At 74.8% G+C, this 25,049-nt stretch carries 23 protein-coding genes and 1 riboswitch; of the genes, 11 read left to right on the top strand and 12 right to left on the bottom strand.

Annotation, left to right across the window (positions count from 1 at the left end; translation table 11 throughout):
- Positions 1-409 precede the first annotated feature (409 nt).
- The gene (locus ICW24_RS09150) at positions 410-1,342 is read left to right on the top strand and encodes a hypothetical protein (protein ID WP_226345418.1); all 933 of its coding nucleotides are present in this window, start codon (positions 410-412) and stop codon (positions 1,340-1,342) included.
- A gap of 13 nt (positions 1,343-1,355) precedes the next feature.
- Here the strand turns inward: ICW24_RS09150 and ICW24_RS09145 are convergent, their stop codons facing one another.
- The 4 genes from ICW24_RS09145 to thiM form a co-directional block, all read right to left on the bottom strand.
- A complete protein-coding gene (locus ICW24_RS09145; RefSeq protein WP_226345417.1) occupies positions 1,356-2,096 on the bottom strand; it encodes a TenA family protein in 741 nt (246 codons plus the stop codon).
- Complete coding sequence (thiD, locus tag ICW24_RS09140; RefSeq protein ID WP_226345416.1) at positions 2,093-2,962, bottom strand: bifunctional hydroxymethylpyrimidine kinase/phosphomethylpyrimidine kinase; 870 nt, start codon at positions 2,960-2,962, stop codon at positions 2,093-2,095. Before thiD ends, ICW24_RS09145 begins: the two co-directional genes overlap by 4 nt.
- 102 nt (positions 2,963-3,064) lie before the next feature.
- Positions 3,065-3,877, bottom strand: coding sequence for a thiamine phosphate synthase (thiE, locus tag ICW24_RS09135; RefSeq protein ID WP_226345415.1), 813 nt, complete (start codon positions 3,875-3,877; stop codon positions 3,065-3,067).
- Positions 3,874-4,695: a hydroxyethylthiazole kinase gene (gene thiM / locus ICW24_RS09130; protein ID WP_226345414.1), complete on the bottom strand. Its 822-nt coding sequence runs from the start codon at positions 4,693-4,695 to the stop codon at positions 3,874-3,876. Before thiM ends, thiE begins: the two co-directional genes overlap by 4 nt.
- A riboswitch (TPP riboswitch) is annotated at positions 4,685-4,777 on the bottom strand. It overlaps the preceding gene by 11 nt.
- A 635-nt stretch (positions 4,778-5,412) precedes the next feature.
- Between thiM and ICW24_RS09125 the strand changes: the two genes are divergently transcribed.
- Positions 5,413-6,378, top strand: a complete 966-nt coding sequence (locus tag ICW24_RS09125; protein WP_226345413.1) for a GNAT family N-acetyltransferase — start codon at positions 5,413-5,415, stop codon at positions 6,376-6,378.
- 1,216 nt (positions 6,379-7,594) lie between these two features.
- On the opposite strand, the gene ICW24_RS09120 is transcribed toward ICW24_RS09125, so the two are convergent.
- From ICW24_RS09120 to ICW24_RS09105, 4 genes are all read right to left on the bottom strand, one after another.
- The gene (locus ICW24_RS09120) at positions 7,595-8,995 is read right to left on the bottom strand and encodes an amidohydrolase family protein (RefSeq protein WP_226345412.1); all 1,401 of its coding nucleotides are present in this window, start codon (positions 8,993-8,995) and stop codon (positions 7,595-7,597) included.
- A gap of 189 nt (positions 8,996-9,184) precedes the next feature.
- Positions 9,185-10,042, bottom strand: a complete 858-nt coding sequence (locus ICW24_RS09115; RefSeq protein ID WP_226345411.1) for an SDR family NAD(P)-dependent oxidoreductase — start codon at positions 10,040-10,042, stop codon at positions 9,185-9,187.
- On the bottom strand, positions 10,039-10,833 hold the full coding sequence (locus ICW24_RS09110; RefSeq protein WP_226345410.1) for an exodeoxyribonuclease III: 795 nt from the start codon (positions 10,831-10,833) through the stop codon (positions 10,039-10,041). Before ICW24_RS09110 ends, ICW24_RS09115 begins: the two co-directional genes overlap by 4 nt.
- A 162-nt stretch (positions 10,834-10,995) precedes the next feature.
- On the bottom strand, positions 10,996-11,298 hold the full coding sequence (locus tag ICW24_RS09105; RefSeq protein WP_226345409.1) for a virulence factor: 303 nt from the start codon (positions 11,296-11,298) through the stop codon (positions 10,996-10,998).
- 66 nt (positions 11,299-11,364) lie between these two features.
- On the opposite strand from ICW24_RS09105, the gene ICW24_RS09100 reads away from it, so the two are divergent.
- From ICW24_RS09100 to ICW24_RS09090, 3 genes are all read left to right on the top strand, one after another.
- Entirely contained in the window at positions 11,365-12,816 is a 1,452-nt protein-coding gene (locus ICW24_RS09100; protein WP_226345408.1) for an amidase, read from the top strand.
- A gap of 97 nt (positions 12,817-12,913) precedes the next feature.
- The gene (locus tag ICW24_RS09095) at positions 12,914-13,717 is read left to right on the top strand and encodes an SDR family NAD(P)-dependent oxidoreductase (protein WP_226345407.1); all 804 of its coding nucleotides are present in this window, start codon (positions 12,914-12,916) and stop codon (positions 13,715-13,717) included.
- The gene (locus ICW24_RS09090; protein ID WP_226345406.1) at positions 13,714-14,559 is read left to right on the top strand and encodes an NmrA family NAD(P)-binding protein; all 846 of its coding nucleotides are present in this window, start codon (positions 13,714-13,716) and stop codon (positions 14,557-14,559) included. Before ICW24_RS09095 ends, ICW24_RS09090 begins: the two co-directional genes overlap by 4 nt.
- Positions 14,560-14,602: 43 nt before the next feature.
- Here ICW24_RS09090 and ICW24_RS09085 read toward each other — a convergent pair whose 3' ends face one another.
- Positions 14,603-15,430: a TspO/MBR family protein gene (locus ICW24_RS09085; protein WP_226345405.1), complete on the bottom strand. Its 828-nt coding sequence runs from the start codon at positions 15,428-15,430 to the stop codon at positions 14,603-14,605.
- A gap of 120 nt (positions 15,431-15,550) precedes the next feature.
- Between ICW24_RS09085 and pyrE the strand changes: the two genes are divergently transcribed.
- On the top strand, positions 15,551-16,111 hold the full coding sequence (gene pyrE / locus ICW24_RS09080; RefSeq protein ID WP_226345404.1) for an orotate phosphoribosyltransferase: 561 nt from the start codon (positions 15,551-15,553) through the stop codon (positions 16,109-16,111).
- 35 nt (positions 16,112-16,146) lie between these two features.
- On the opposite strand, the gene ICW24_RS09075 is transcribed toward pyrE, so the two are convergent.
- A complete protein-coding gene (locus ICW24_RS09075) occupies positions 16,147-16,830 on the bottom strand; it encodes a DedA family protein (RefSeq protein WP_226345575.1) in 684 nt (227 codons plus the stop codon).
- Positions 16,831-16,896: 66 nt separating this feature from the next.
- On the opposite strand from ICW24_RS09075, the gene ICW24_RS09070 reads away from it, so the two are divergent.
- Positions 16,897-17,574 carry a TrmH family RNA methyltransferase gene (locus tag ICW24_RS09070; RefSeq protein WP_307781323.1) on the top strand — a complete coding sequence of 226 codons (678 nt, stop codon included), beginning with the start codon at positions 16,897-16,899 and terminating at the stop codon, positions 17,572-17,574.
- 62 nt (positions 17,575-17,636) lie between these two features.
- Here ICW24_RS09070 and ICW24_RS09065 read toward each other — a convergent pair whose 3' ends face one another.
- Positions 17,637-18,932, bottom strand: coding sequence for a glycoside hydrolase family 32 protein (locus ICW24_RS09065; RefSeq protein ID WP_226345403.1), 1,296 nt, complete (start codon positions 18,930-18,932; stop codon positions 17,637-17,639).
- Between the two features lie 486 nt (positions 18,933-19,418).
- Between ICW24_RS09065 and fbaA the strand changes: the two genes are divergently transcribed.
- Together fbaA and ICW24_RS09055 are read left to right on the top strand one after the other, a co-directional pair.
- Positions 19,419-20,444 carry a class II fructose-bisphosphate aldolase gene (gene fbaA / locus ICW24_RS09060; protein WP_226345402.1) on the top strand — a complete coding sequence of 342 codons (1,026 nt, stop codon included), beginning with the start codon at positions 19,419-19,421 and terminating at the stop codon, positions 20,442-20,444.
- Positions 20,441-20,851: a DUF3151 domain-containing protein gene (locus ICW24_RS09055; protein WP_226345401.1), complete on the top strand. Its 411-nt coding sequence runs from the start codon at positions 20,441-20,443 to the stop codon at positions 20,849-20,851. The genes fbaA and ICW24_RS09055 overlap by 4 nt, the downstream gene beginning before the upstream one ends.
- Positions 20,852-20,966: 115 nt before the next feature.
- On the opposite strand, the gene ICW24_RS09050 is transcribed toward ICW24_RS09055, so the two are convergent.
- Complete coding sequence (locus ICW24_RS09050) at positions 20,967-21,548, bottom strand: hypothetical protein (RefSeq protein ID WP_226345400.1); 582 nt, start codon at positions 21,546-21,548, stop codon at positions 20,967-20,969.
- 385 nt (positions 21,549-21,933) lie between these two features.
- On the opposite strand from ICW24_RS09050, the gene ICW24_RS09045 reads away from it, so the two are divergent.
- Both ICW24_RS09045 and ICW24_RS09040 read left to right on the top strand, forming a co-directional pair.
- Positions 21,934-23,223 (top strand): adenylosuccinate synthase, encoded by a 1,290-nt coding sequence (locus ICW24_RS09045; RefSeq protein ID WP_226345399.1) that lies wholly within the window; start codon positions 21,934-21,936, stop codon positions 23,221-23,223.
- A gap of 7 nt (positions 23,224-23,230) precedes the next feature.
- Positions 23,231-25,018 (top strand): lysine--tRNA ligase, encoded by a 1,788-nt coding sequence (locus ICW24_RS09040; protein WP_226345398.1) that lies wholly within the window; start codon positions 23,231-23,233, stop codon positions 25,016-25,018.
- Positions 25,019-25,049 lie beyond the last annotated feature (31 nt).

Here is a 25,049-nt window from a genome sequence, read left to right as displayed (position 1 = left end):
GGCGGCGCCGGCGCATCCCGGGTGGGCGAACACTCCGGGGGACTGGTCGACGGGCGACCCGTCGGGGGTCCCGGGGACCCGGAACAGCCGACGAGGGGGGGCGGCGAGAAGCGTGACGACCGCGACGCGGCATCGCGTGACGGACGACGGCCCGGGTGCCTCCAGCAGGGTGCGGCGGACCCGGTCGCGCGAAGGGGTCTCGGTGGGAACACGTGCACGGCAACGCCTCTCGCGCGATGTATCGATCCGGCGTACCCACGCGGCGGTCGGGGCGTCTACCCTGCTGCCTGGATCATGACCCGCGGGAGCGGCCGAGGATGCGGGGGCGCCTCGACCGGACCGACCGACCTCCCGGCGTGCGAGCGATCCGTCCGTATCCGTGTCGCCGTTCACCGAAGTCGAGGCCCCCGTGTCATTCCCCCTGCGCTCGCGCGCCGCCGCCCGCCGCGTCGCCCACGTCGTCCCCGCCCTGCTCGCCGGGGCGCTCACGTTCGGCGCCGCGCCGAGCCCCGCCGCCTCCGCGGCGCCGGCCGCGCCGGTCGCGGCCGCACGCCCCGCCGCCGCGGCGGCCGTGCCCGTCCCGGCCACGTGCCGGACGGCCGTGACCGTCGTCCGCCCCGACGGGTCGCTCGCGCTCGGCGCCGTGCGCGGCGCCAAGGGTGCCCTGTACCCGATGGGCGTCAAGCTCGCGTACACGCCCACGGCCGTCGTCTACCTCGGCACGTCGTCGAGCGCGGGCGTCTCGATCGACCGGCACTACGCCATCGACCGCGCCGGCGCCCTGCACCTCGTGTCCGTCGTCGACCGGACCGCCGCCGGAGGCCGCCTGAGCCTGACCGACGCGGTCCTCTCCCGCGGCTGGGGGTCGATCCGCTCGCTCACCTACGCCGGCCCCTACCTCTACGGCCTGACGACGACGGGCGGGCTCAAGCGCTACACGGTCGGCGCCGACCATCGCCCGGTCGGCGCGGGCACGGTCGCCACGCGCGGCTGGAGCGGCGTCACGTCCCTGGGCTACGCGGGCTGGTGGAAGCTGCCCGGCGGGAAGGCCGCCGACGACCTCGTCGGCGCCAACCGCTCCGGCGGGCTCGTCGCCTACGTCGTGCCGCGCGCGACGCCCACGAAGGTGAGCAGCCGCCGGCTCGCGGCGAAGGGGTGGCAGGTGTTCTCCCACGTCGCCGTCGGCGAGTGCTCGACCGGCTCCGCGCGCCCCCTCGTGGGCATCACCCGCGCGGGCGACGTCCGCGTGTACCTCGACGCGAACGGCAACGACCAGTCGGGCGCCGACATCCGCTACGCCGGCCGCGCGGCCACCGGCTGGACGGGCGTGGTCGCGGACTGAGCCGGCGCCGGCCTCAGCCGACGGGCCACCCCTCGAGCCGGTACGCGGCGTCCCAGAACATCCACTCGTACCGGCTCGCGGCGACGAACGCCTCGAGCATCCGCGCCCGGACGGCCGGCGAGGCGGCCCGCGCGGCGGCGTCGGCGATGTCCCGGGCCTGCCGGGTCTGCTCGGCGAAGACCGGGTCGCCGTACGTGCCGATCCAGTCGCCGAACGGGTGGGCGCCGAGATCGTCGACGTCGGCCCTCAGGCGCGTGCCCACGTCGTCGTAGATCCAGAAGCAGGGCAGCACGCCCGCGACGAGGACCGGGTAGCAGCCCTCGCCGGCGAGCGAGAGCAGGTAGGACGAGTACGCCGCGCACGTCGGTGAGAGCGCGGCCCCGTCGGGGTCGGTGATCCGCGCCGCGTGCAGCTCCCGCTCGACGACGATGCAGTCGCGCGCCCGCTCGGCGAAGAAGACGAGCTCGTCCGTCGACGGGCTCTGCGCCGCCGCGAACGCGAGGGCCCGGCCGTACCGGGCGAGGTAGAGGGCGTCCTGGGTCATATAGTGCCGGAACGTCGCCTCGGGCAGGGTGCCGTCGCGCAGCTCCGACAGGAAGGGCAGGGCGTCGATCGCGGCCCGGAGGCCGGCCGTCGCGGCCCACGCCTCGTCGGTGAAGCGGGGGCCGCCGCCGGCGGAGTCTGCGGCGTCACCGGGGTCTGCGGCGTCACCGGGGTCGACGAGCGCCGGTCGCGTCAGGGTCGAGTCGTTCATCGGTCCCCCCAGAGGGCGTGGAAGTGGTGGACGGGTCCGTGGCCCTCGCCGCGCCCGATGTGGAGGCCGGGCCCGGCCTCGATGGCGTCGGTCAGCCACACCTTCGCGTCGGTGCAGGTCGTGGCCCAGTCGCCGCGCCGCGGGCGCAGGGCGGCGAGCGCCGATGACAGGGTGCAGCCGGTGCCGTGGGTGGTCCGCGCGTCGACGCGGCGCCCGCGCAGGTCGACGACGCCGTGTTCGTCGGCGAACACGTCCGTCGCGCCGCCGCCGCGCAGGTGCCCGCCCTTGGCGAGCACGCGGTGCGCGCCCGCCGCCCGCAGGGCCTGCGCCTGCTCGCGCAACCCGTCGAGGTCGGTGGCGGGGTCGGCGTCGAGCAGGACCGCGGTCTCGGCGAGGTTGGGGGTGACGATGCTCGCGCGCGGCATGAGCTCGCGCACGGCCTGCGCCGCGTCCTCGTCGAGGAGGCGGTCGCCGGACGTCGCGACCATGACCGGGTCGAGGACGACGTACGGAGCGCCGCGCTCGTCGGGTCCGGTGCCCAGCCGGTCGAGCACCTCGCCCACCGCGCGCGCGATCCGGGCGTTCGCGAGCATCCCGAGCTTGATGGCGTCGACCCGCACGTCGTCGAGGATCGCCTCGACCTGGTCGAGCACGAACGCGGCCGGCACGACGTGCACGCCGCTCACCCCGCGCGTGTTCTGTGCGGTCAGCGCCGTGATCGCGGCCATGCCGTAGGCGCCCAGGGCCGAGAAGGTCTTGAGGTCGGCCTGGATGCCGGCGCCGCCGGATGGGTCGCTGCCGGCGATGGACAGGACCGAGGGGGGTGGGCCGGTCGCCGCGTCGGGCCGTGGGTCGATCTCCGTCATGGGCGTCTCCTCGTCGGTCGGGGGTCGGTGGGTCTCACGGCGCGACCTCGCCTGGTTGTCGGCGGCGGATGGCGGTCCAGGGTGCGCGGGGGTCGGCGGGTCTCACGACGTGACCTTGCGTGGCTCGCTGCGGCGGGCGGGGGTCCAGGCTGCGCGCGGGGTGGGCGGGCCCTCACGGGACGGGGCGACCTCGCCCGGCTCGTTCCGGCCGGCAGCGGTCCACGCCGCGTGCAGCGCCGCGGCCGCCGAGCGCGGGTCGGGCCGACCGCAGATCGCGCTGACGACGGCCATGCCGGCGATGCCGGCGGTGCGCAGGTCGGCCGCGTCGGCCGCCCCCACGCCGCCGATGGCGACGCACGGCCACGGGGACCGGGCCGCGAGGTGCCCGAGGTGGCCCAGGCCGCGCACGGGCTCGTGATCGAGCTTGCTCCGCGTCGCCCGCAGGGGTCCGATACCGAGGAGATCGATCGTGCCCGGAGGCAGGGCGAGCGCCGCGTCGAGCTCGGCGTCCGTGTGGACCGACAGGCCGAGCAGGCCCTCGTCGCCGAGGATGTCCCGCGCCTCCTCAACGGGGGTGTCGCCCTGGCCGACGTGGGCGCCCTGGGCGCCGATGGCCGCGACGAGGTCGACCCGGTCGTTGACGACGACCGGCACCCCCGTCCCGGCCAGCGCGGCCACGAGGTCCCGGCCGAGCGTGACGAGCTCGGCGTCGCCGGCCGCCGGATCGCGCAGCTGCACGAGGCTCACCCCGCCCTCGACGGCTGAGCGCGCCGTCTCGGCGACCCCGACCTCTCCGCACAGGGCGGTGTCGGTGACGAGGTAGATCGACGGGTCGACGGGGCGCCCGCCCGGGCGTCGGGCCGACGTCTGCGCCGCGGCGTCGTCCCGGGTGCGAGGTGTCGCCGGGCCGGTCACGAGAGGCGGACGCGTGCGGCGAGCTCGTCCGGGCTCAGGGTGTGGAGGCGGTCGAGCAGGCCCACGGCGAACGATCCCGGCCCGGTGGCGGCCTCGGCGGCGTCCTCGGCGGCGACGCACAGCAGGCTCGTCGCGGCGGCGGCCGCGACGAGCGGGGCGTCGACGACGCCGGCGAACCCGGCCATGAGCCCGCCGAGGCTGCACCCGACGCCCGTGACGGCGGTGAGCCACGGGTGGCCGTTGGCGAGGCGGACCGTGGTCTCGCCGTCGGTGAGGTGGTCGACCGGGCCGCTGATCGCGACGACGCACCCGCGCTCGCGGGCGAGGCCCGCACCCGCGTCGAGGGCCGCCTCGACGGGGTCGGAGCTGTCGACCCCGCGCCCGCCCTGCCCGCCGGTGAGGCCGAGGATCTCGGACGCGTTGCCGCGGACGATCGCCGGCGCGCCCTCGTCGACGAGGTCACGCGCCACGTCGGTGCGCCACGGCAGGCCGGCGCCGGCACCGACCGGGTCGAGCACCCAGGGCGTGCCCGCCCCGTCGGCGCCGTGGACCGCCTGGAACATGCCCGCCACGGTGTCGGGCTGGAGGGTGCCGAGGTTGACGAGGACCCCGCTCGCGACACCCGCGAACCCCGCCGCCTCGCGCTCGTTGTCGATCATCGCCGGCGCCGCGCCCGCGGCGAGCAGGACGTTCGCCGTCCAGTTCGTCACCACGGTGTTCGTCAGGCACTGCACGAGCGGGCTGCCCTCGCGCAGGGCGGCCAGGGCGGCCGCGATCGCCTCGGGCGTGACGGCTGAGGCAGGGGATGGCGTCGACATGTGACGTCCCTTCGCTAGTTCGAACTAGATCAGGTTCGACGGGTGTGTTCTCAGCCGGCGACCGGCACCCCGCGTCGAAGCCACTCTAGGGCCTGGGCGCCACGTCCGGCCCTGGCATCAGGTCGGAGCCACTCGTTTCTCACGCCGGCCGACGTCTCGTCGCGGCGGCGGCCACCGGCGCCCGTCGTCCGACCGGTGAGGGTGATGACCGGTTCGCTGCCGGATGCGGGGCGTTTCGCCCGTCTCGCGCGTCGGCGGCGGCCACCGGCGCCTGTCGTCCGACCGGGTGAGGGCGAACACCGGCTCGCCGCCGGAGGGGAGGCGGTTCACCCGTCTCGCGCGTCGGCGGTGGCCACCGGCGCCTGTCGTCCGACCGCGTAAGGGTGAACATCGGCTCGGGGCCGAAACGGAGGCGGTTCGCCCGTCTCACGCGTCGGCGGTGGCCACCGGTGCGTGTCGTCCGACCGCGTGGGGGTGGTCACCGGCTCGGGGCCGAAACGGAGGCGGTTCGCCCGTCTCGCCCGTCGGCGGCGGCCACCGGTGCGTGTCGTCCGACCGGGTGAGGGTGATCACCGGTTCGCCGCTGGAAGCGGGGCGGTGCGCCCCCTCACTCGCGCCCCGAGGCGGTCGGGCCGTCGTGACGGCGTCGGCCTCGTGCCGTCCGGTTCGCAGTCCTCCGGCGGCGGGCCGGGGTCCGGGCGGCGCTAGCGTGACGTGATGACGGTGAGGCACCTCGGGCTCGCGGACCGGGCGGCCGTGGCGGAGCTGTTCGCCGCGACGCCGGACTACGTCGCGCGCCTCTCGGGCCGTGGCCAGACCGAGGCCGATGTGCGGGAGCTCTTCGAGTCGCGGCCCCCGGGTGTTGACGCCGACGCCAAGGTGGTCCTCGGGCGGTTCGAGGGCGGAGAGCTCGTCGGTGTCGCGGACCTCGTCCGAGGGTTCCCCCGCACGGGCGTCGCCTACGTGGGGCTGCTGCTGGTCCGCGGCGACCGGCAGGGGCGCGGGACGGGGCGCGCCCTGCACGAGGACCTGGTGCGGCTGGCTCGCCGGTGGGGCGCGACGACCATGCGGCTCGGCGTCGTGGCCGCGAACGCGGCCGGCGCCGAACCGTTCTGGCACGCGTGCGGCTATCGGCCGACCGGGGAGGTGCGGCCGTACGAGACGGAAGGGGTGCGCTCCGTCGTCACGCTCTGGGAGCGGCCGGTCGGCTCCCCGGCGGTGTCCAGCGGGTCCGACGTCGACCGCATCGTCGCCGACCTCGGCCTCGAGCCGCTGCCGCACGAGGGGGGACGTTTCGCCCGCCATCACCTCGACGAGCACATGTCCGCCATCTACTACCTGCTCGAGCGGGGGGAGTGCTCGGCGATGCACCGGCTCGCCGCGACCGAGGTCTACCACCACTACGCGGGAGCGCCGCTGCGGCTGCTGCTCCTGGACGCCGACGGCGGCGTGCGGGAACCGGTCCTCGGGCCGGACGTCACCGCCGGCCAGCGGCCGTGCGTGGTGGTCCCGGCCGGCACGTGGCAGGGCTCGTCGCCTCTCGGGGACCGGACCCTGATCGGGACGACGATGTCCCCGCCGTTCGACTGGTCCGGCTTCGAGCTGGGCGACCGCGCCGCGCTCGTCGCCCGCTACCCGGCGGCGGAGTCCCGGATCAGGGACCTCACCCCCACCACATCGTGAGATCGCGCGAGTGACCGACGCTCGGGCGCACGGGTCCGGTACCGAGTGATATCTCACCATCCGGACGCCGGCGCGGGTGGAGGAAGTTCACCGGGGCGCGGTGACGCCTGGTGAGATCGCACGAATGACCGTCGATCGGCGCGAGGGCACGGTAGCGAGTGACATCTCACCACCCGGGCGCCGGCTCGGGGTGGGAGCGGGGGAGGCCGCGGCCCGAACGGGCGACCCGGCGGGAGAGTTTTCACGCGAACTGCACTGCCAATGGGTGAGTCGCGGATCAGCCGGGCCCCTGACCAGCATCGACGTGGGAGCGTCGAGCATTGGCAGTGCAGTTGTCGTGAAAACTCCCTGCCTCGACCGCCCTGACTGTCGGGCCCGTCGTGATGCGCGCTGCGCTCGATGGTCGCGGAGGTGTCGGGCGCCGTCCGCGCCGGGACGGGACGGGCTCGGTCGGAGCGGGTGGCGCAGCCCCCGCGGCACGTGAACCGGGCCCGATGCGTCGGGGCCGAGTCGCTCCTCGAGTCGGTCAGGAGCCGTGGGGGGTGAGGTCGTGGCCGTGCGCGCACCGATGGGGGGAGTGGGTGGCGACGTCGACGATCGCGGGCAACGCTGTCCTGGGGCCGGGGGCGGGTCCGCCGCGGCGTCGGGCAAGGAAAGGCGACGTCAGCCGTGCCGCCCGGCTGCACCGGCTTGCCGTCCTCGTCGACGTGCGCGTCCAGAGTCGGAGGGTGATCGGGCGTGGACCGGATGGCCGGGTCGGGTCGGGAGTGGGCGGCGGCGTCGACGATCGCGGGCGACGATGTGCTGCGGTGGGGCGGGTCTTTCTGCGGTGGGGCGGGTCCGCCGCGGCGTCGGGCAAGGAAAGGCGACGTCAGCCGTGCCGCCTGGCTGCTCGGCGAGCCGCCCTCGTCGATGTGGTGCGTCGAGTGTCGGAGGTCGGTCGGGTGCGGACCGGATGGCCGGGTCGGGTCGGGAGCGAGCGGCGGCGTCGACGATCGCGGGCAACGTTGTGCTGCGGTGGGGCGGGTCTTTCTGCGGTGGGGCGGGTCCGCCGTGGTGTCGGCACGTCAGGGCGACGTCGGCCGTGCCGCCCGGCTGCTCGGCGGGCCGTCATCGTCGACGTGGTGCATCGAGTGTCGGAGGTCGATCGGGTCCGAACCGGGTGACCGGGCCGGGGTGGCCGGGGCCCAAGAGATGGGGTGTGTGGACCGGTCGGTCAGGACGCGTCGTGGGCGCGGCGGTAGCCGGCGCGGGCGACGGCGTCGAGGATCGCGTCCTCGTCGAGGGTGAGCGCCCGCCCGTCCCGTACGAGGGTGCGGCCGCCGACGACGACGTCGCGCACGTCCGAGCCCCGGGCCGCGAAGGCGAGGAACGAGACCGGGTCGTACAGGGGCGTCGCGGCCGGGCCGTCGGCGCGGACCACCACGACGTCCGCCCACTTCCCGACCTCCAACGCGCCCGCACGATCGAAACCCAGGGCACGCGCGCCGCCCGTGGTCGCCCACGCCAGCGCCTCGCTACCGAGCACGACGTCGGGGCTCGCGGCCACGCCGCGCTGCAGCAGAGGGGCCGTCTTGATCTCCTCGAACAGGTCGAGGGTGTTGTTGCTGGCCGCCGAGTCGGTGCCCAGGGCGAGCGGCACACCGGCATCGCGCAGCGCGACGAGCGGGGCCACCCCCGCCCCGAGCTTGAGGTTGCTCACCGGGTTGTGCGACACGCTCGCCCCGCGCGCGGCGAGGATCGCCACGTCCTCCGGGGTGGCGTGCACGGCGTGCGCGACGTGGACGGGGACCTCGAACAGCCCGAGCCGCTCGACGTGCGCGATCGGGGTCACCCCGAATCGCTCCCGGCAGACGTCGACCTCGTGGCGCGTCTCGGACAGGTGCGTGTGCACCCCGATCCCGAGCCGGGCGGCCCGACGGGCGACGTCGGCGTAGAGCTCCGGGCTGCACGTGTACGGCGCGTGCGGGCCGAAGGCGAGGCGCACGTGGTCGTCGCCCGCGAACTCCCGCGCGAGGTCCTCCGTCGCGGCGAGCACGCCGGTGCCGTCCGGCCCGGCGGCGCCGGGGTAGCCGACGTCGTCGTAGTCGAACACCGCCGGTGCGGCGACGACGCGCAGCCCCGCGTCGGCGACGATCGCCAGCAGGTCGGCGTCCCAGTGGTACATGTCGGCGAACGCGGTCGTCCCGGTCGTCACCATCTCCAGGAGGGCGAGGCGCAGCCCGGAAGCGACGTCGCGGGCGCTCATGCCGACCTCGAAATCGCGCACGTGCCCCAGCCAGGTCTGCAGGTCGCAGTCGTCGGAGTAGCCGCGCAGCATCGACATGCCCGAGTGGGTGTGGGCGTTGACGAGACCGGGCAGGACCACGCAGCCGGTGGCGTCGACGTCACCCGCCCCCGCCGGCCCGCGCGCCGGGCCGACGTAGGTCAACGTGCCCACCGCGTCCCACGCCACCTCGCCGTCGGCGAGGACGGTGCCGGCTCCGCCACCCGCGCCGTCCATGGTCACCACGTGACCGCCGACGATGCGCCGACCCGAATCCTCGGTCGCGCCGACTGCGGCTCGCGAGCTCGCCTGCGTTCGCCGCTCGGAACCCTCGGTCGCGCTCACGTCCATGCCGTTCTCCCTGCTCGTGGGTCCTCCCGACGCCGGTGAGGGCGCCGTCGCGGATGCGCGCACGGTGACGCGCCCGTTCACTGTGCATCACGCGGTGTGCGGCCCACGGCCGGCGGCGTGTCGCGCGGTGGACTGCGCCGAACGGCCCGCCGGCGGTGCAGCTCGGCGCCCGCGGGGCGTACGCGGGACTCACCAGGCCGGGACGGCCGACATCCCGCCGTCGACGACGAGGTCGGTGCCGGTGACGAACGACGCCGCGTCGGAGGCGAGGAAGACACACGCCTGACCGACGTCCAGCGGCGTGGCCGGGCGGCGCAGGGGCACCGCCTCGGTCCAGCTCGCGAGGCCCTCCGGCCACCGGTCGGCGAGGCCGCCGTCGTCCACGAGGCCCGGCGAGACGGTGTTGATGCGGATCCCCGCGGCCCCGAGCTCCAGCGCCGCGGCGCGGGCGTGCATGAGCAGGGCCGCCTTGGCGGCCGCGTAGTGGGCGTGACCGACGGCGGGGCGGTGGCCCTCCACCGAGGCGATCGCGACGATCGCTCCGCCGCCGCGCGCCGTCATCGGCCCGGCCAGCAGCCGGGTGAGGTCGAACGTCGCGACGACGTTGGCCTCGAACATCGCCCGCACGTCCTCGGCCCTCAGCTCTCGCAGGGGCGTCACCGGCTGCACCCCGGCGGCCAGCACGGCCGCCTCGACCCCGCCGAGCGCCTCGCACTCGGCGACGAGACGCTCCCGGTCGGCCTCGATCGTCAGGTCGGCGCGGACGACGCCCGCGACGGCCTCGCCGTGCGCGTCGGCCAGCTCCCGGACCCGGTCGGGCGACCCACGATGGGCGAGCACGACCCGGGCGCCCGCCGAGACGAACGCCTCGACGATGCCGCCGCCCACCCCGCCGGTCGCGCCCGTGACGAGGACGAGCGGACCGCGGTCGTCGCCCTCGGGACCGCCCTCGGTGCCCTCCGAGATGCCCTTCTCGGCGCTCTCGATGACGCGATCGCGCACCGCCCGCGCCCCGCCCAGGAGGCGACCGCGCCCGGCCCCGGTCACGGCTGCAGCTCGACGACGACGGGCGCGTGATCGCTCGCGCCCTTGCCCTTGCGCTCCTCGCGGTCGATGAACGCCCCGCCGACGCGAGACGCGAACGCCGGCGAGCCCAGGCAGAAGTCGATGCGCATCCCCTGCTTCTTCGGGAACCGCAACTGCGTGTAGTCCCAGTACGTGAAGACCCCCGGCCCGGGCGTGAAGGGCCGCACCACGTCGGCGAATCCGGCGTCGACGACCCCCCGGAACGCCTCCCGCTCCGGCGGCGACACGTGCGTCTTGCCCTCGAAGAACTCGGTCGACCACACGTCGTCGTCGGTGGGGGCGACGTTCCAGTCACCCATGAGCGCGACCGGCAGGTCGGGGTCGGCGGCGAGCCACGACGACCCCGCCGCCCGCAGCGCGTCGAGCCAGGCGAGCTTGTACGCGAGGTGCGGATGCCCGAGCTCGCGGCCGTTGGGCACGTACAGCGACCACAGGCGCACGCCGCCGCACGTCGCGCCGAGCGCGCGGGCCTCGGCGGCGGCGTCGGGCTCGCCGAACGTCGGCATCCCCTCGAAGCCCACGCTCACGTCGGCCAGCCCCACCCGCGAGACGATCGCGACGCCGTTCCACTGCGAGAAGCCGTGCATGGCGACCTCGTACCCGGCGTCGGTGAACCGCTGCAGGGGGAACTGCTCGTCCTTGCACTTGGTCTCCTGCAGGGCGAGCACGTCGAGGTCGTGCCGCTCGAGCAGGGCGACGGCCCGGTCGACGCGGGATCGGATCGAGTTGCAGTTCCACGTAGCAATGCGCACGCTCCACACCCTAGGAGCCGCCACCGACACCGTCTCGTCCCCGTTCCGGCCGCCGGCGCCGCGGCCGACCCGACCCGCCGCTCACCCGGGCCGTTCCCGCTCGCCCGTGCCGCACGAACGGCCCGGGCGAGCGTGACGGGCACGGACCACGATGTGGCGCCCTCAGGCCGAGGCCGGGCCGAGGTCGTCGAGGTAGGCGTCGAGGGCGCCCTGGTCCCAGCGGGCCTCCAGCTCGGCGGAGAGCCGCTCGGCGGCCTCGGTGACGTCGCCCTCGGTGGGGGTCCACTCGCCGCGGGCCCACCCGTCGAGGTAGTCGCCGGACCCCGTGGCCCCGAGGCGCATCGCCGCCTCGTCGATGGCCTCCTGGAAGCGCGGGGCGAGCGAGACCTTCCGCGTCTCGTCGCCGTCGCGGACGGTGAGCATGGAGGGCAGGTCGCGCCACGACATGATCTGGTACTCGGTCATGGACGCATCGTGTCATCGCCGCCGCGCGATCGGGGTGGGGCAGGGCGCCGGTGACACGATGACCAGATGAACGCCGCTGCCGCCGACGACCTGGTGTCGGCCACCGCCATCGAGCTCGTCCGCGGGTACGCCGAGGCCCGGTTCACGCCCACCGAGGTGCTCGAGGCCGTCCTGCGCCGGATCGACGCCCGCGAGCCCACCCTCAACGCCCTCTACGTCCGCGAGGACGAGACCGCGCGTGAGGCGGCCCGCCACAGCGACCGTCGGTGGGCGGAGGGGCGGCCGGCGGGTCCGCTCGACGGGGTCCCGATCACGCTCAAGGAGAACATCGCGACCGTCGGCGCATCCCTGCCCGCCGGCACCGCGGCGAAGGCGGGTGCGCCGCCGGAGACCGTGGACGGGCCGGCCGCGCTGCTCACCGCCGCCGCCGGCGCCGTGCGGATCGGCAAGACCGTCATGCCCGATTACGGAATGCTCTCCTCGGGGGTGTCGAGCCTGCACGGCGTGACGCGCTCGCCGTGGGACGCGGGATGGACCGTGGGCGGGTCCAGCGCCGGGTCGGCGGCCGCCGCCGCGGGACGCTACGGCCCGATCCACGTGGGTTCCGACATCGGCGGCTCGATCCGGCTCCCGGCCGGGTGGACCGGGCTCGCGTCCCTCAAGCCCACGTACGGCCTCGTGCCCGTCGACCCGCCCTACCTCGGGCGGGTCGTCGGCCCGCTGGCCCGCACCGTCGACGACGTGGCGCTCGCCATGGAGGTGCTCGCGGCGCCCGACCCGCACGGGCCGACCCCCGAGGCCCGGGACGTCACCGCTCTCGCCCACGTCGTCCGGCTGGGCACGTGGTCGTCCGTGCGGGAGGCGCCGCTGCGGGAGGCCGACGTCGCCGGACTGCGGGTGGGTCTCCACGCCACGGCGGGCTGCGGGATGCCCACCGACCCCGCCGTGGCCGCGGTCGTCGCCGCGGTCGGGGAGAGGTTCGCGCGGGCCGGCGCGCGGGTCGAGGAGATCGCCCCGATCATCGGGGCCGGGCACCTCGCCGCCCTCGACCGCTTCCTGCGCGCCCGCTCGTGGCTGGACCTGCAACGCCTGGCCCCCGCGGCCCGAGCCCGGGTGCTGCCCTACATCGAGGCGTGGGCCGCCGGCGCCGCCCACCTCACCGGCTCGGACGTCATGGACGCCTATCAGGTGGTCCAGGCGATGCGGGCGGCGACGAGCGCGGCGACCGCGCCCTACGACGTCGTGCTCTCGCCGATCGCGCCCGTCGCCGCGTTCCCGGCCCACCACCACGGCCCGACGAACGACCCGGCCACCGCCCTCGACCACATCGCCTACACGGCGCCGTACAACGTCTCGGAGCAGCCGGCGGCGACGGTCAACGCGGGGTTCCTGCCCGACGGCCGGCCCGTCGGGGTCCAGCTCGCAGGGCGCCGCTTCGACGACGTGCGCCTGCTGGGCGTCGCCCGCTGGTACGAGCAGGCGCGCGGCCCGGCCGCCACGCCGGAGTGGCCGGACTGACGCGTCGGACCGGCGCGCCGGACCGGCCACGGCGAGCACGGCGAGCACAGCGAGGTCGGAGGGTCGTCCGGTCCGCGCTCGTGCCAGGCTGGTCGTCATGACCACCGCCCTCGTCACCGGCGCAAGCGCCGGCCTCGGCGCCGAGTTCGCCCGCCAGCTCGCGGCCACCGGCCACGACCTCGTCCTCGTGGCGCGGACGGAGGCTCGGCTGCGGGAGCTCGCCACCGCACTGGAGGCCGCCCACGGCATCCGCACCGAGGTCCTGCCCGCCGACCTCGCCGACCGCGACGACGTGGAGCGGGTCGCGCGCCGCGTCGCGGGCGACGGGCCGACCGGGCCGGTCGACCTCCTCGTCAACAACGCCGGCTTCGGTCTGCGGACCGGCTTCCTCGACTCCGACGTCGCGGAGGAGGAGCGGATGCTCGACGTCATGTGCCGCGCCACCCTCGTGCTCTCGCACGCGGCGGGGCGCGCGATGGCCGCACGGGGGCACGGCGGCATCCTCACGGTGTCGTCGGTCGCGAGCTTCGTGGCCATGGGCACGTACTCGGCCGCCAAGGCGTGGGAGACGGTCTTCTCGGAGGGCCTGGCCCAGGAACTCGCGCCCCGCGGCGTGGCCGTCACCGCAGTCTGCCCCGGTTTCACCCGCACCGAGTTCCACGATCGTGCCGACATGACCATGTCGCACCTGCCGAACTCGATGTGGCTCGACGCCGAGAAGGTCGTGGCCGACGCCCTGGCCGACCTGCGGCGACGCCGGGCGATCAGTGTGCCGGGGCGGCCGTACCGCGCCCTCGTCGGGGTCCTCGGCGCGACACCGCGGCCCGTCGTCGCCCGGGTCTCCTCGGCCCTCGCGCGCCGGAGACGGCCCGCCCGCGCCGCCGGGAAGGCCGACCGATGAGCGCCGCGCGGATCGGGGTCACCGGTGCCACGGGCCGCCTCGGGGGCAGGGTCGCCCGGCTCCTCGCCGACGCCGGGACGCCCACGCGCCTGCTCGTCCGCGATCCGTCGCGCGCCCCGGAGCTGCCCGGAGCCGAGGTCGCCCGCGCCGTCTACGAGGACTCGCCGGCCACCCGCGAGGCCCTGACCGGGCTCGACGTGCTCTTCCTCGTGTCCGCGGCCGAGGACGAGAAGCGACTCGCCCAGCACCGCGCCGTCATCGACGCCGCGGCCGCCGCCGGTGTGGGGCACGTCGTCTACACGTCCTTCCTCGGCGCCGGCCCGGACGCGACGTTCACCCTGGCGCGCGACCACGGCGCCACCGAGGAGCACCTGCGCGCCTCGGGCATGACCACGACGTTCCTGCGCGACGACTTCTACCTCGACGTGTTCCCCCTGTTCGCCGACGAGGACGGGGTGCTGCGCGGGCCCGCGGGCGACGGGCGGGTGACGGCGGTCGCGATCGCCGACGTCGCCCGCGCGGCCGCGGCGGTGCTCGCCGACCCGGCCGCGCACGCGGGCGCGACGTACGACCTCACCGGCCCGCAGGCGCTGAGCCTGGACGACATCGCGGCGACGATGCGCGAGGTGACCGGGCGCCCGGCCCGCTACGTGCCCGAGACGGTCGAGGAGGCCTACGCCTCCCGCGCGGGGTACGGCGCGCCGGATTGGCAGGTCGACGCGTGGGTCTCGACGTACACCGCGATCGCCTCCGGCGAGCTCGCCGAGGTGACCGACACCGTCGAGCGCCTCACCGGCGCCCCGCCGCGCACCTTCGCGCAGCTCCTCGCCGAGCAGTCCTGACCGCGGGCCGGGCGCCGGCGCGGCACCCGCGGCCGTCGTCGCCTCAGGCGGTGGCCGTGGCGGTGCGGTCGACGGTGCCGCGCCGCGCGCGCAGGGCGGCCCCGACGACGACGAGGGCGGCGATGATCGCGGCGACGGCGGTGGCCGTCGAGGCCGGCGCGTCGGTGAGGCGCCCGACGGCGATCCACGCCAGGCCCCACGCCATCGCCGCGGCGATGCTCAGGCGCCCCCCGAACGTCCGGGCGAAGAGCACGCCCAGACCCGCGGCCACCGCGAGGACGACGACGGCGGCGAGGTCGGCGACCCCGTCCGAGAAGCGGACGCCGGAGGCCACCAGCGTCGCGGTGATGTTCGCGCAGGTCGCGACCGCCACCCAGCCGAGGTAGAGCCCGAGCGTGCCGTCGACGACGACGCGGGTGAGGGCGTCGCCGCGAGGCAGCTCGACGAGCCGGACGTGGACCGCGCCGAGCACGACGGCGAGGGCGAGGATGACGAGGACGCTCACCCACAGCCACCCGACCTGGGTGACGAGCAGCCAGGCCGCGTTGAGCAGCATGGACGCCGCCACGAGCCAGCCGGTGCGGCGGGCCCGCACGTCGGCCGCGCGCCCGGGCAGCCACTGCCACACGGTGTAGGCGAAGAGCCCGAGGTAGATGACCGACCAGATCGAGAACGCCGGTCCCGCCGGCGCGATCCGGGTCGCGTCGGCGGACAGGCTGCCGCCCGAGCTCTCCGCGACCCGTGTCCCGATGACGCCCGTGCCGACGAGGGTCCCGAACAGGCAGGCGATCTCGGCGACCGTCACCCCCACCTGCCGCAGTCGGTCGGCACGGTTCGGGCGCAGGGGTGAGAGGTCGGCGATGCGGTTCATGTCCTGATCCGACCACACGCCACCGACAGCGGCCCGGCGCCACCCCGGGCGCGACCCTGCTCGTCCGGCCCGGCTCCGCGCGGCGATCCGTGCCCTGGTGCGCTGGATAGGCTGTCGCGCGTGACCGACTTCGACACCGCCGCCGACCGTTCCCGCCTGCTCGAGCTCGTCAAGGCCAAGGCCGTCGTGCACGGCCGGGTGACCCTGTCCTCGGGGAAGGAGGCCGACTACTACGTCGACCTGCGCCGCATCACCCTCGACGGCGAGGCGGCCCCGCTCGTGGGGCGCGTCATGCGCGACCTCGTCGCCGACCTGCGCGTCGATGCGGTGGGGGGCCTGACGATGGGCGCCGACCCCGTGGCGACCGCGATGCTGCACGCCGCCGCCGCGGCGGGTGACCGGCTCGACGCCTTCGTCGTCCGCAAGGCCGAGAAGGCGCACGGCCTCCAGCAGCGCATCGAGGGGCCGTCGATCTCGGGCCGCCGCGTGCTCGTCGTCGAGGACACGTCGACGACCGGTGGGTCGCCGCTCACGGCCGTGCAGGCGTGCCGCGAGGCCGGCGCGGAGGTGGTCGCCGTCGCCGTCATCGCCGACCGGTCCTCCGGTGCCGGCGAGAAGATCGAGGCGCAGGGCGTGCCCTACCGGTACGCCTTCGGCCTGTCCGACCTCGGCCTGTCCTGAGTCGGCCCGTCCGCGAGCGGCGGGCCCCCGGCGACTCAGTCCTCGTGGGCGTGGCTCTCGATGATGTCGTGACCGGCGGTGACGGTCTCCGCCACGATCGCCCGGGTGCGACGCCGGTGGAGCAGGAACTCGACGACCATCGGGAGCACCGAGACGAGCACGATCGCCAGGATCGCCGACTCGAGGTGGTCGTGGATGAAGGCGATGCCGCCGAGGAAGTACCCGATCAACGTGACGCCCGTGGCCCAGAGCACGGCGCCGACCGCGCTCCACGTGAAGAACCGGCGGCGGTCCATGCGGCCCACGCCCGCGACCACGGTGACGAAGGTGCGCACGATCGGCACGAACCGACCGAGGACCAGGGCCTTGTTACCGTGCTTGTCGAAGAACGCGTTGGTCTGGTCGAAGTACGTGCGCTTGAGGAACCGTCCGTCGCGGCTGTAGAGCGGGGTGCCCAGCGCTCGCCCGATCTCGTATCCGACGATGTTGCCCAGGAAGGCGCCCACGGACAGGAGGACGCAGGCCGTCACGATGTCGAGGGAGACGTCGCCGCGGCGGACGAACATGCCGACGGCGAAGAGCAGCGAGTCCCCGGGCAACAGCGGGAACAGGAGGCCGCACTCGATGAAGACGATGGCGGTGCTGACCCAGAAGAAGCCGGTTCCGAATCGGCCGAGCAGGTACTGCGGGTCCAACCAGTCGATGGTGGGCGGTGTCATCACGGGCGTGACGGTACGTCACCCACGTCGGAGGTGCCTGCGTCGACCGCTGCGTGGGCGACCGACGTGACCGGTTCGTCGCAGGTCCCGCCGCCGCGGCAGGTGGGGGTCGGACCCTGGACCGGGCCCGGGCCCGACGATCCACGACTCGACCCCGAGTTGCTCGCCGCCGGAGACCGGCGCAACGTCGTCGACGCCTACCGGTACTGGCGGCACGACGCGATCGTCGCCGACCTCGACACCCGCCGGCACGAGCTGCATGTCGGCGTGGAGAACTGGGAGCACGACTTCAACGTCGGCTCGGTCGTGCGGACGGCGAACGCGTTCAACGTCGCCGCGTTCCACGTCGTCGGCCGGCGGCGCTGGAACCGCCGTGGCGCCATGGTCACCGACCGCTACCAGCACGAACTCCACCATCCGACCGTCGCCGACCTCCTCGACTGGGCGGCCGGGCAGCCCGGCGACGACGGCTCCGGGATGCCGGTGCTCGGGGTCGATAACGTGCCCGGATCCGTGCCCCTCGAGACGTACCCGCTGCCGCGCCGCTGCCTCCTGCTCTTCGGACAGGAGGGCCCCGGCCTGTCCGAGGAGGCGCGCGCCGGCGCCGCCGCCGTGCTCGACATCGCGCAGTTCGGCTCCACGCGTTCGATGAACGCCGGCGCCGCCGCCGCGATCGCCATGCACGCCTGGGTCCGCGCGCACGTGTTCGGCCAGGGCCCCGGCCCGTCCGGCCGGCCCACCTAGGCCCCGCGCCGGCGGGACGGGCCCGGTCGGGCGGCGCCGAGGCGCCCCGATCCGCCGTTGCGTCAGTCTCGAGCCGGCACCCGCACGGGTCGCAGCCGCGCCGCTCCGCCCTCGGGCACCCGCAGCCGCCACCTCGCCGTGGCGACGTGGCGGTGGGTCGCGGGCACGTGGGGCCCGGGGCCGGTGCCGTCGGCCTGCGCGGGGTAGACCTCGACGACCTCGCCGTCGACCCACACCTCGGCGGGCACGTCGGGGAGGACGATCTCGCCCTCCTCGGAGAGCAGGGCGCCCCCGAGGGTCCGCACCATCGCCGCGGCGGGCAGGTCGTGCTCGCCCGGGACCAGCTCGTCGGCCCCGTCGACGCTGTCGGCCACGAGCGCGTCGGTCGCGGGATCGCGGGTGACGACGACGCGATCGCCGCCGACGCGCATCCGCCGGGGCAGGGTCAGGCAGCCGGCGACGAGGTCCTCCTCGGGTGCGGTGTCGTCGGCGCGCACCCCCTCCTGGCGCACCCAGCCGAGGTGCCACGCACCGCGGTGGTCGGTCGCGACCTGCGGCGCGTAACAGACGCTTCCGACGTCGAGGAGCTGCGCGGCGGCGGCGCGGAAGGCCGGGTACCCGGGGCGGTCCGCGTCGTCGACGAGGTCGCCGACGACGGCGACGACGTGCTCGAGCCGCCCCTCGAGCTGGGTCGAGACGACGAGCACGGCCCGCCCGTCGACGAACGCGAGCTGGGGGCACTCGTAGATGTCGGCCGTCCACTCCCCGACGAGGTCGGGCCGGTCGCGCCCGAGGAACCACAGCCCCTCGTACGTCCACGCCTCGAGGTCGTCGGCGCAGCACAGGAGCACCGCCGGCGTCCCGTCGGTCAGGCCCGCCCCGTGCAGCGCCCACCGCCGCCCGCCGTACGTGAACACGAACGGGTCGCGCATGACGGCGACCCCGTCGGGCCCGTCGGAGGCCGGGGTCGTGGCCACGGTCCACGGCGCGCTCCACGTGTCGAGGTTCTCGTCGAGGGCGCGCCGCAGCACGGTCGTGCTCGCATACGTCTCGTCGACCACCCCGCTGTAGGCGACGAAGGGGCCGGGCTCGGGTGCGTCGACGAAGACACCGCTCCAGCAGCCGGCCCGGTCGGGTCCGTCGGGATCGGGGCCGAAGGCGACCGGGTGCTCGCGCCACGTGACGAGGTCGTCGCTGGAGGCGTGACCCCAGTGGATGTCGCCGTGGACCGCAGCGGCGGGGTTGTGCTGGTAGAAGACGTGCCACCGCCCGTCGCGGTACGTCATCCCGTTGGGGTCGTTGAGCCACCCGCGGCGCGGCCGGAGGTGGTAGCTCGGGAGGGCGGGTTGGCGGGGCATGGCGCCTTTCTGGTGGATTCGGTCCTGGCAGACGGCCGCGCCTGCGGAGCCGGGAACCGGCGGGCGAGGGCACCGGCCGCTGGTACTTGTTGTGGCTCGCAAGCTCGCCTGCGTTCGCCGCTGGTGCTTGTTGTCGCGCTCACTGCGGCTCGCAAGCTCGCCTGCGTTCGCCGCTGGTGCTTGTTGTCGCGCTCACTGCGGCTCGCAAGCTCGCCTGCGTTCGCCGCTCCGACCATCACCGAAGCGGGCAGCCGGGCCCGTCGAACCTACCGCGGGGCCGGGTCGCCGGCGCCTCGCCGCCTCCGGACCCTCGGGGCCGCATCCCGGACGGGACCTCGCTCCCGGGCTGCCGAACGGGGCAGGGTCATAGGATGGCGGTGATCCAGGTCCGTGCCGCAGGGCCGCTCCGCGGGCGCACGCACGAGTGTGGCCGCCGATCGGCCCGGCGCGACCGTCCCGTGAACCCGACGCAGAAGAGGAGTCGCAGTGCCCATCGCAACCCCCGAGGTCTACGCCGACATGCTCGACCGGGCGAAGTCCGGCGCCTTCGCCTACCCGGCCATCAACATCACCTCCAGCCAGACGATCACCGCCGCCATCCGCGGCTTCGCCGAGGCGGGGTCCGACGGCATCATCCAGGTCTCGACCGGCGGCGCCGAGTACGCCTCCGGCGCCACGATCAAGGACATGGTCACCGGGTCGCTCGCGCTCGCGGCGTACGCCCGCGAGGTCGCCAAGAACTACGACGTCAACATCGCGCTGCACACCGACCACTGCCCGAAGGACAAGCTCGACGGCTTCGTCCGCCCGCTGCTCGAGCTGTCGCGCCAGCAGGTCGAGAAGACCGGCGTGCCGATCTTCAACTCGCACATGTGGGACGGCTCGGCCGTGCCGCTGGAGGAGAACCTCTCCATCGCGCAGGAGCTGCTCGAGAAGTGCGCGGCCGCCAAGGTCGTGCTCGAGGTCGAGATCGGCGTCGTCGGTGGCGAGGAGGACGGCGTCGAGGCCGAGATCAACGAGAAGCTCTACTCGACCCCGGAGGACGCCATCGCCACCGCCAAGGCCCTCGGCACCGGCGAGAACGGCTACTACATGACGGCGCTCACGTTCGGCAACGTGCACGGCGTCTACAAGCCCGGCAACGTCAAGCTGCGCCCCGAGGTGCTCAAGGCCGCGCAGGACGCGGTGCGCCAGGAGTTCGGCACCGACACCGACAAGCCGTTCCACCTCGTCTTCCACGGCGGCTCGGGCTCCCTGCCCGAGGAGATCGCCGCGGCGGTCGACTACGGCGTCGTCAAGATGAACGTCGACACCGACACGCAGTACGCGTTCACGCGCCCCGTCGTGGGCTACATGTTGCAGAACTACGACGGCGTCCTGAAGATCGACGGCGAGGTCGGCAACAAGAAGAAGTACGACCCCCGCTCGTGGGGCAAGGAGGCCGAGGCGGGCATGGCGGCCCGCGTCGTCGAGGCCTGCGAGAACCTGCGCAGCGCGGGCACGCACCGGTGACCTCGGGCGACAACCTGCTCGGCATCCCGGAGACGCTGCTGCCGGAGGACCCGGCCGCGGAGCTGCTCGAGGCCGGTCAGGACCCGGCCGAGGTCGCGGCCCGCCACCCGGTCTCGTCGTTGGCGTGGGCGGTGCTCGCCCAGGACGCGCTGACCGCGGGGTCCACCGTCGAGGCGTACGCGTACGCGCGCACCGGCTACCACCGCGCGCTCGACCAGCTCCGCAAGGCGGGCTGGCGCGGGCAGGGACCGGTGCCGTGGTCGCACGAGCCCAACCGCGGGTTCCTGCGCAGCCTGGCCGCGCTGTCCCGCGCGGCGGGCGAGATCGGCGAGACCGACGAGCAGCAGCGCTGCTCGGCGTTTCTGCGCGACTCCAGCCGCGAAGCGGCCGAGGCGCTCGGCCTCTGAGTCGACCGAGCGCGACGTCGACCAGGCACGACGAACGGCTCCCACCGCACGAGCGGGGGAGCCGTTTCGTCGTCCGGGGCGCCGGGGTGGACCCCGGCCGGTGCGGGTGGGTCGGTCAGGCGGCGGACACCTTGGCGGACACCACCGCGTGGGCGGCGCCGGCCTCGACCTTGGCCCGGTCGAACGTCAGCGTCACGCGGCGCCCGGCCTCGTCGGCGTAGCTGCACATGTCGCCCTCGCAGGCGACCCGCAGCATGCCCGACCCGGCCTTCGCGGCGCCGAGCGCGGCGGCGGCCTTCGGGGCCGCGTGGGACGCGATGGTGGCCTTGTCGCCGCCCTCCCAGGCCGCGACGAGCTCGTCGCCGTAGTCGCCGGCGTCGGTCGGCAGGCCGGCGGCCTTGCCGCCGCCGCTCACGCCGCCCGAGGTGGCCGAGGGCGCCTTCGACGCCGACCCGCCCGGGGTCGCGGTCGCGGCGGCACCGCTCGACGAGCCCGTCTCGGAGGCCTCGCTCGTCTCGGGCGCCTCGCCCGAGGCCGTGGGCTGCGGCGAGGCGCTGGTGCTCGTCGCGGAGGGGCTCGCCGCCGGAGCCACCGACCCGCTCGACGTCGGGGCGTTCGTTCCGCAGGCGCCGAGGAACACCGCCGCGAGGGCGATCGTGCCCAGGCCCGCGATCCGGGCCGTGCGAGGCTGCGTCATTCTGACCTTCCTTCTCCCGGCGCACTGCTCGGGCCGGGCGTGATGGTGGGGCGCGGCCGGGTCGGCGCGCACTGGTCCTCCGTCGTCCTTGTCGGCCGGCCGGCGCCCGACCTGAGGGCCCTACAGGCGCCGGAAAGTCCTTCCCCGCCAACCATTCTCAACCCGGCGACGCCTCAGGTCACGCACCTCGGGATCCGGGCCCGCCGGGGGCCGCCGGCCGGCACGGGACCAGCACAGGGACGATTCGATAGGGTGGGCGGCGGCGAGTCCCGAGCGTTCGGCGCTCCGGGGCTCGCGGCATGTCCGTCGCGGACCCGACCGCGGCAGGTCCGCGTCCGGGATGCCCGGGGGCGGACGACGACGAGGTGGAGAGTAGGTGGCCGCGATGCCGGCGATCGTGCTGGTCGGCGCCCAGTGGGGCGACGAGGGCAAGGGCAAGGCGACGGATCTTCTGGGCGACCGGATCGACTACGTCGTGAAGTTCAACGGCGGCAACAACGCCGGCCACACCGTCGTCGTCGGCGGCGAGAAGTACGCCCTGCACCTGCTGCCCAGCGGCATCCTCACGCCGGGGGTCACGCCGATCATCGGCAACGGCGTCGTCGTCGACCTCGCGGTGCTCTTCACCGAGCTCGACGCCCTGGAGGCCCGCGGCGTCGACACCTCGCTGCTGCGTGTGAGCGCCAACGCGCACCTCATCGCGCCGTACAACACGGTGCTGGACAAGGTCACGGAGCGCTTCCTCGGCCAGCGGAAGATCGGCACGACGGGCCGCGGCATCGGCCCCACGTACGCCGACAAGATGAACCGCGTCGGCATCCGCGTGCAGGACCTCTACGACGAGTCGATCCTGCGCCAGAAGGTCGAGGCCGCTCTCGAGGTGAAGAACCAGCTCCTGGCCAAGGTCTACAACCGTCGCGCCGTCGTGGCCGACGAGGTCGTGGCGGAGCTCCTCTCCTACGCCGACCGGCTCGCGCCGATGGTCGCCGACACCTCCCTCGAGATCAGCCAGGCCCTCGACGCGGGCAAGACCGTGCTGTGCGAGGCCGGCCAGGCGACCCTCCTCGACGTCGACCACGGCACCTACCCGTACGTGACGAGCTCGAACGCGACGGCCGGCGGGGCCTGCACCGGCGCCGGCCTCCCGCCCACCCGCGTCGACCGCGTCATCGCCGTCCTCAAGGCGTTCACGACCCGCGTCGGCGAGGGGCCGTTCCCCACCGAGCTCACCGACGAGGTCGGCGACCGCCTGCGCATCATCGGTCACGAGTTCGGCACGACCACGGGCCGCCCCCGCCGCGTCGGCTGGCTCGACGTCGTCATCGGCCGGTACGCGACCCGCATCAACGGCGTCACCGACTTCGTGCTCACCAAGCTCGACAACCTCGACGAGTTCGAGACCATCCCCGTGTGCGTCGCGTACGACGTCAACGGGGTCCGCGTCGACGAGATGCCGATGAGCCAGAGCGACTTCCACCACGCCGTGCCGATCTACGAGGAGCTGCCGGGCTGGCAGGAGGACATCACCGGGGCGCGCACGTTCGAGGACCTGCCGGCGCGCTGCCAGGAGTACATCCTGTTCGTCGAGAAGCAGATCGGCGCCCGCATCTCGGCCATCGGGGTCGGCCCGGGCCGCGACGAGATCATCCAGCGATACCCCCTGACGGAGGACTGAGCGTTCGGTGGCAGCAGCACGAGCACGGGAAGCGACGCAGCAGGGCGAGGCCGATTGGGTGGCCCGGCTCGCCGACGAGGTCGTCGCCGAAGCGGATCGGCGTCGCGCGGCAGCGGGGCAGGACCGCCCTATCGTGTGCGCGTCGGGCCTGAGCCCGTCGGGCCCCATCCACCTGGGCAACCTGCGGGAGGTCATGGTCCCGCACCTCGTCGCCGACGAGATCGCCCGCCGCGGCCGGGCCGTCGAGCACCTCATCAGCTGGGACGACTACGACCGCTTCCGCAAGGTGCCCGCCGGGGTCCCCGGCGTCGACGCGAGCTGGGCGGAGCACATCGGCAAGCCGCTGACCTCCGTCCCCGCCCCCGCGGGCAGCCCGCACGCGAACTGGGCGGAGCACTTCAAGGCGGCGATGGTCGACGCCCTGAACGAGCTGGGTGTCCGCTTCCGAGGGATCTCGCAGACGCAGATGTACACCTCCGGCGCGTACCGCGACGAGGTGCTGCACGCGATGGCCCGCCGCGCCGACATCGACGCCGTCCTCGACCGGTACCGGACGAAGAAGAAGACCTCGGCCCCGCCCGCCGGTACCTCGCGTCCCGCCCTCGACGCCGAGAGCGCCGCCGCCTCGGATCTCGCCGAGGAGGGCTCGGGAGCAGCGCAGGAGGACGACGGCACGACGGGCGGCGGGTACTTCCCGTTCAAGCCCTACAGCCTCGCCTTCGGCACCGACGAGACCCGCGTGCTGTCCTACGACGACGACACGACGGAGCTGACGTACGTCGCGACGGGCCCCGGAGGTGAGCAGGTCACCGAGTCGATGCGCCTCGACTCCGACTTCCGCGGCAAGCTCGTGTGGAAGGTCGACTGGCCGATGCGGTGGGCCCGCGAGGGCGTCGACTTCGAGCCCTCCGGCGTCGACCACCAGTCGCCGGGGTCGAGCTTCGTCGTCGGGGGGCAGCTCGTCGAGGAGATCTTCGGGGGCCGGCAACCCATCGGCCCGATGTACGCGTTCGTCGGCATCAGCGGCATGGCGAAGATGAGCTCCAGCCGTGGCGGCGTGCCCACCCCCGGCGACGCGTTGCGCGTCATGGAGGCGCCGCTGCTGCGCTGGTTGTACGTGCGGCGCCGGCCCAACCAGTCGTTCACCGTCGCCCTCGACGCCGAGATCCAACGGCTCTACGACGAGTGGGACGCCCTCGGCCGCAAGGTGGGTACCCAGGCGGCCCAGCCGGGGGACCTCGCCGCCCACGCCCGCTCCGTGCGCACGGCGTCGGAGGACCTGCCGCTCACCCCGCGGCCGGTGCCGTTCCGGGCCATCGCCTCGGTCGTCGACATCACCGGCGCCGACGAGGAGCAGTCGCTGCGGATCCTGCGCACCGTGGACCCGCACGTCGAGACCCTCGACGACGTCCGGCCCCGCTTCGACCGGGCCGTCGAGTGGATCGACACCTACGTGCCCGACGAGGACCGCATCCGCGTGCGGGCCGAGCCCGACGTCGACGCTCTCGACGCGCTGTCGGCCGACGACCGCGCCGCCCTCGACCTGCTGCTCGACCACCTCGAGGACGACTGGTCGCTCGACGGGCTCACCACGCTGGTCTACGGGGTGCCCAAGCTGCGGGCCGGCCTGCCCGTCGACGAGAAGAAGCTGCCGCCCGAAGTCAAGGCGGCCCAGCGGTCGCTGTTCGCACTCCTGTATCGCCTGCTCATCGGCTCGGACACCGGCCCACGCATCCCGACGCTGCTGTTGTGCATCGGCCCCGAGCGGGTGCGGCCACTCCTCGGCCGCGGCTGACCCGCCGCGACCCACCGCCCGAAACGCGCGG

Origin of the sequence: Agilicoccus flavus (genome assembly GCF_014857905.1) — a bacterium.
GTDB lineage: Bacteria > Actinomycetota > Actinomycetes > Actinomycetales > Dermatophilaceae > Agilicoccus > Agilicoccus flavus.
Note: the sequence above shows the minus strand (reverse complement) of the source record. Positions and strands in the feature narration are given on the sequence as shown.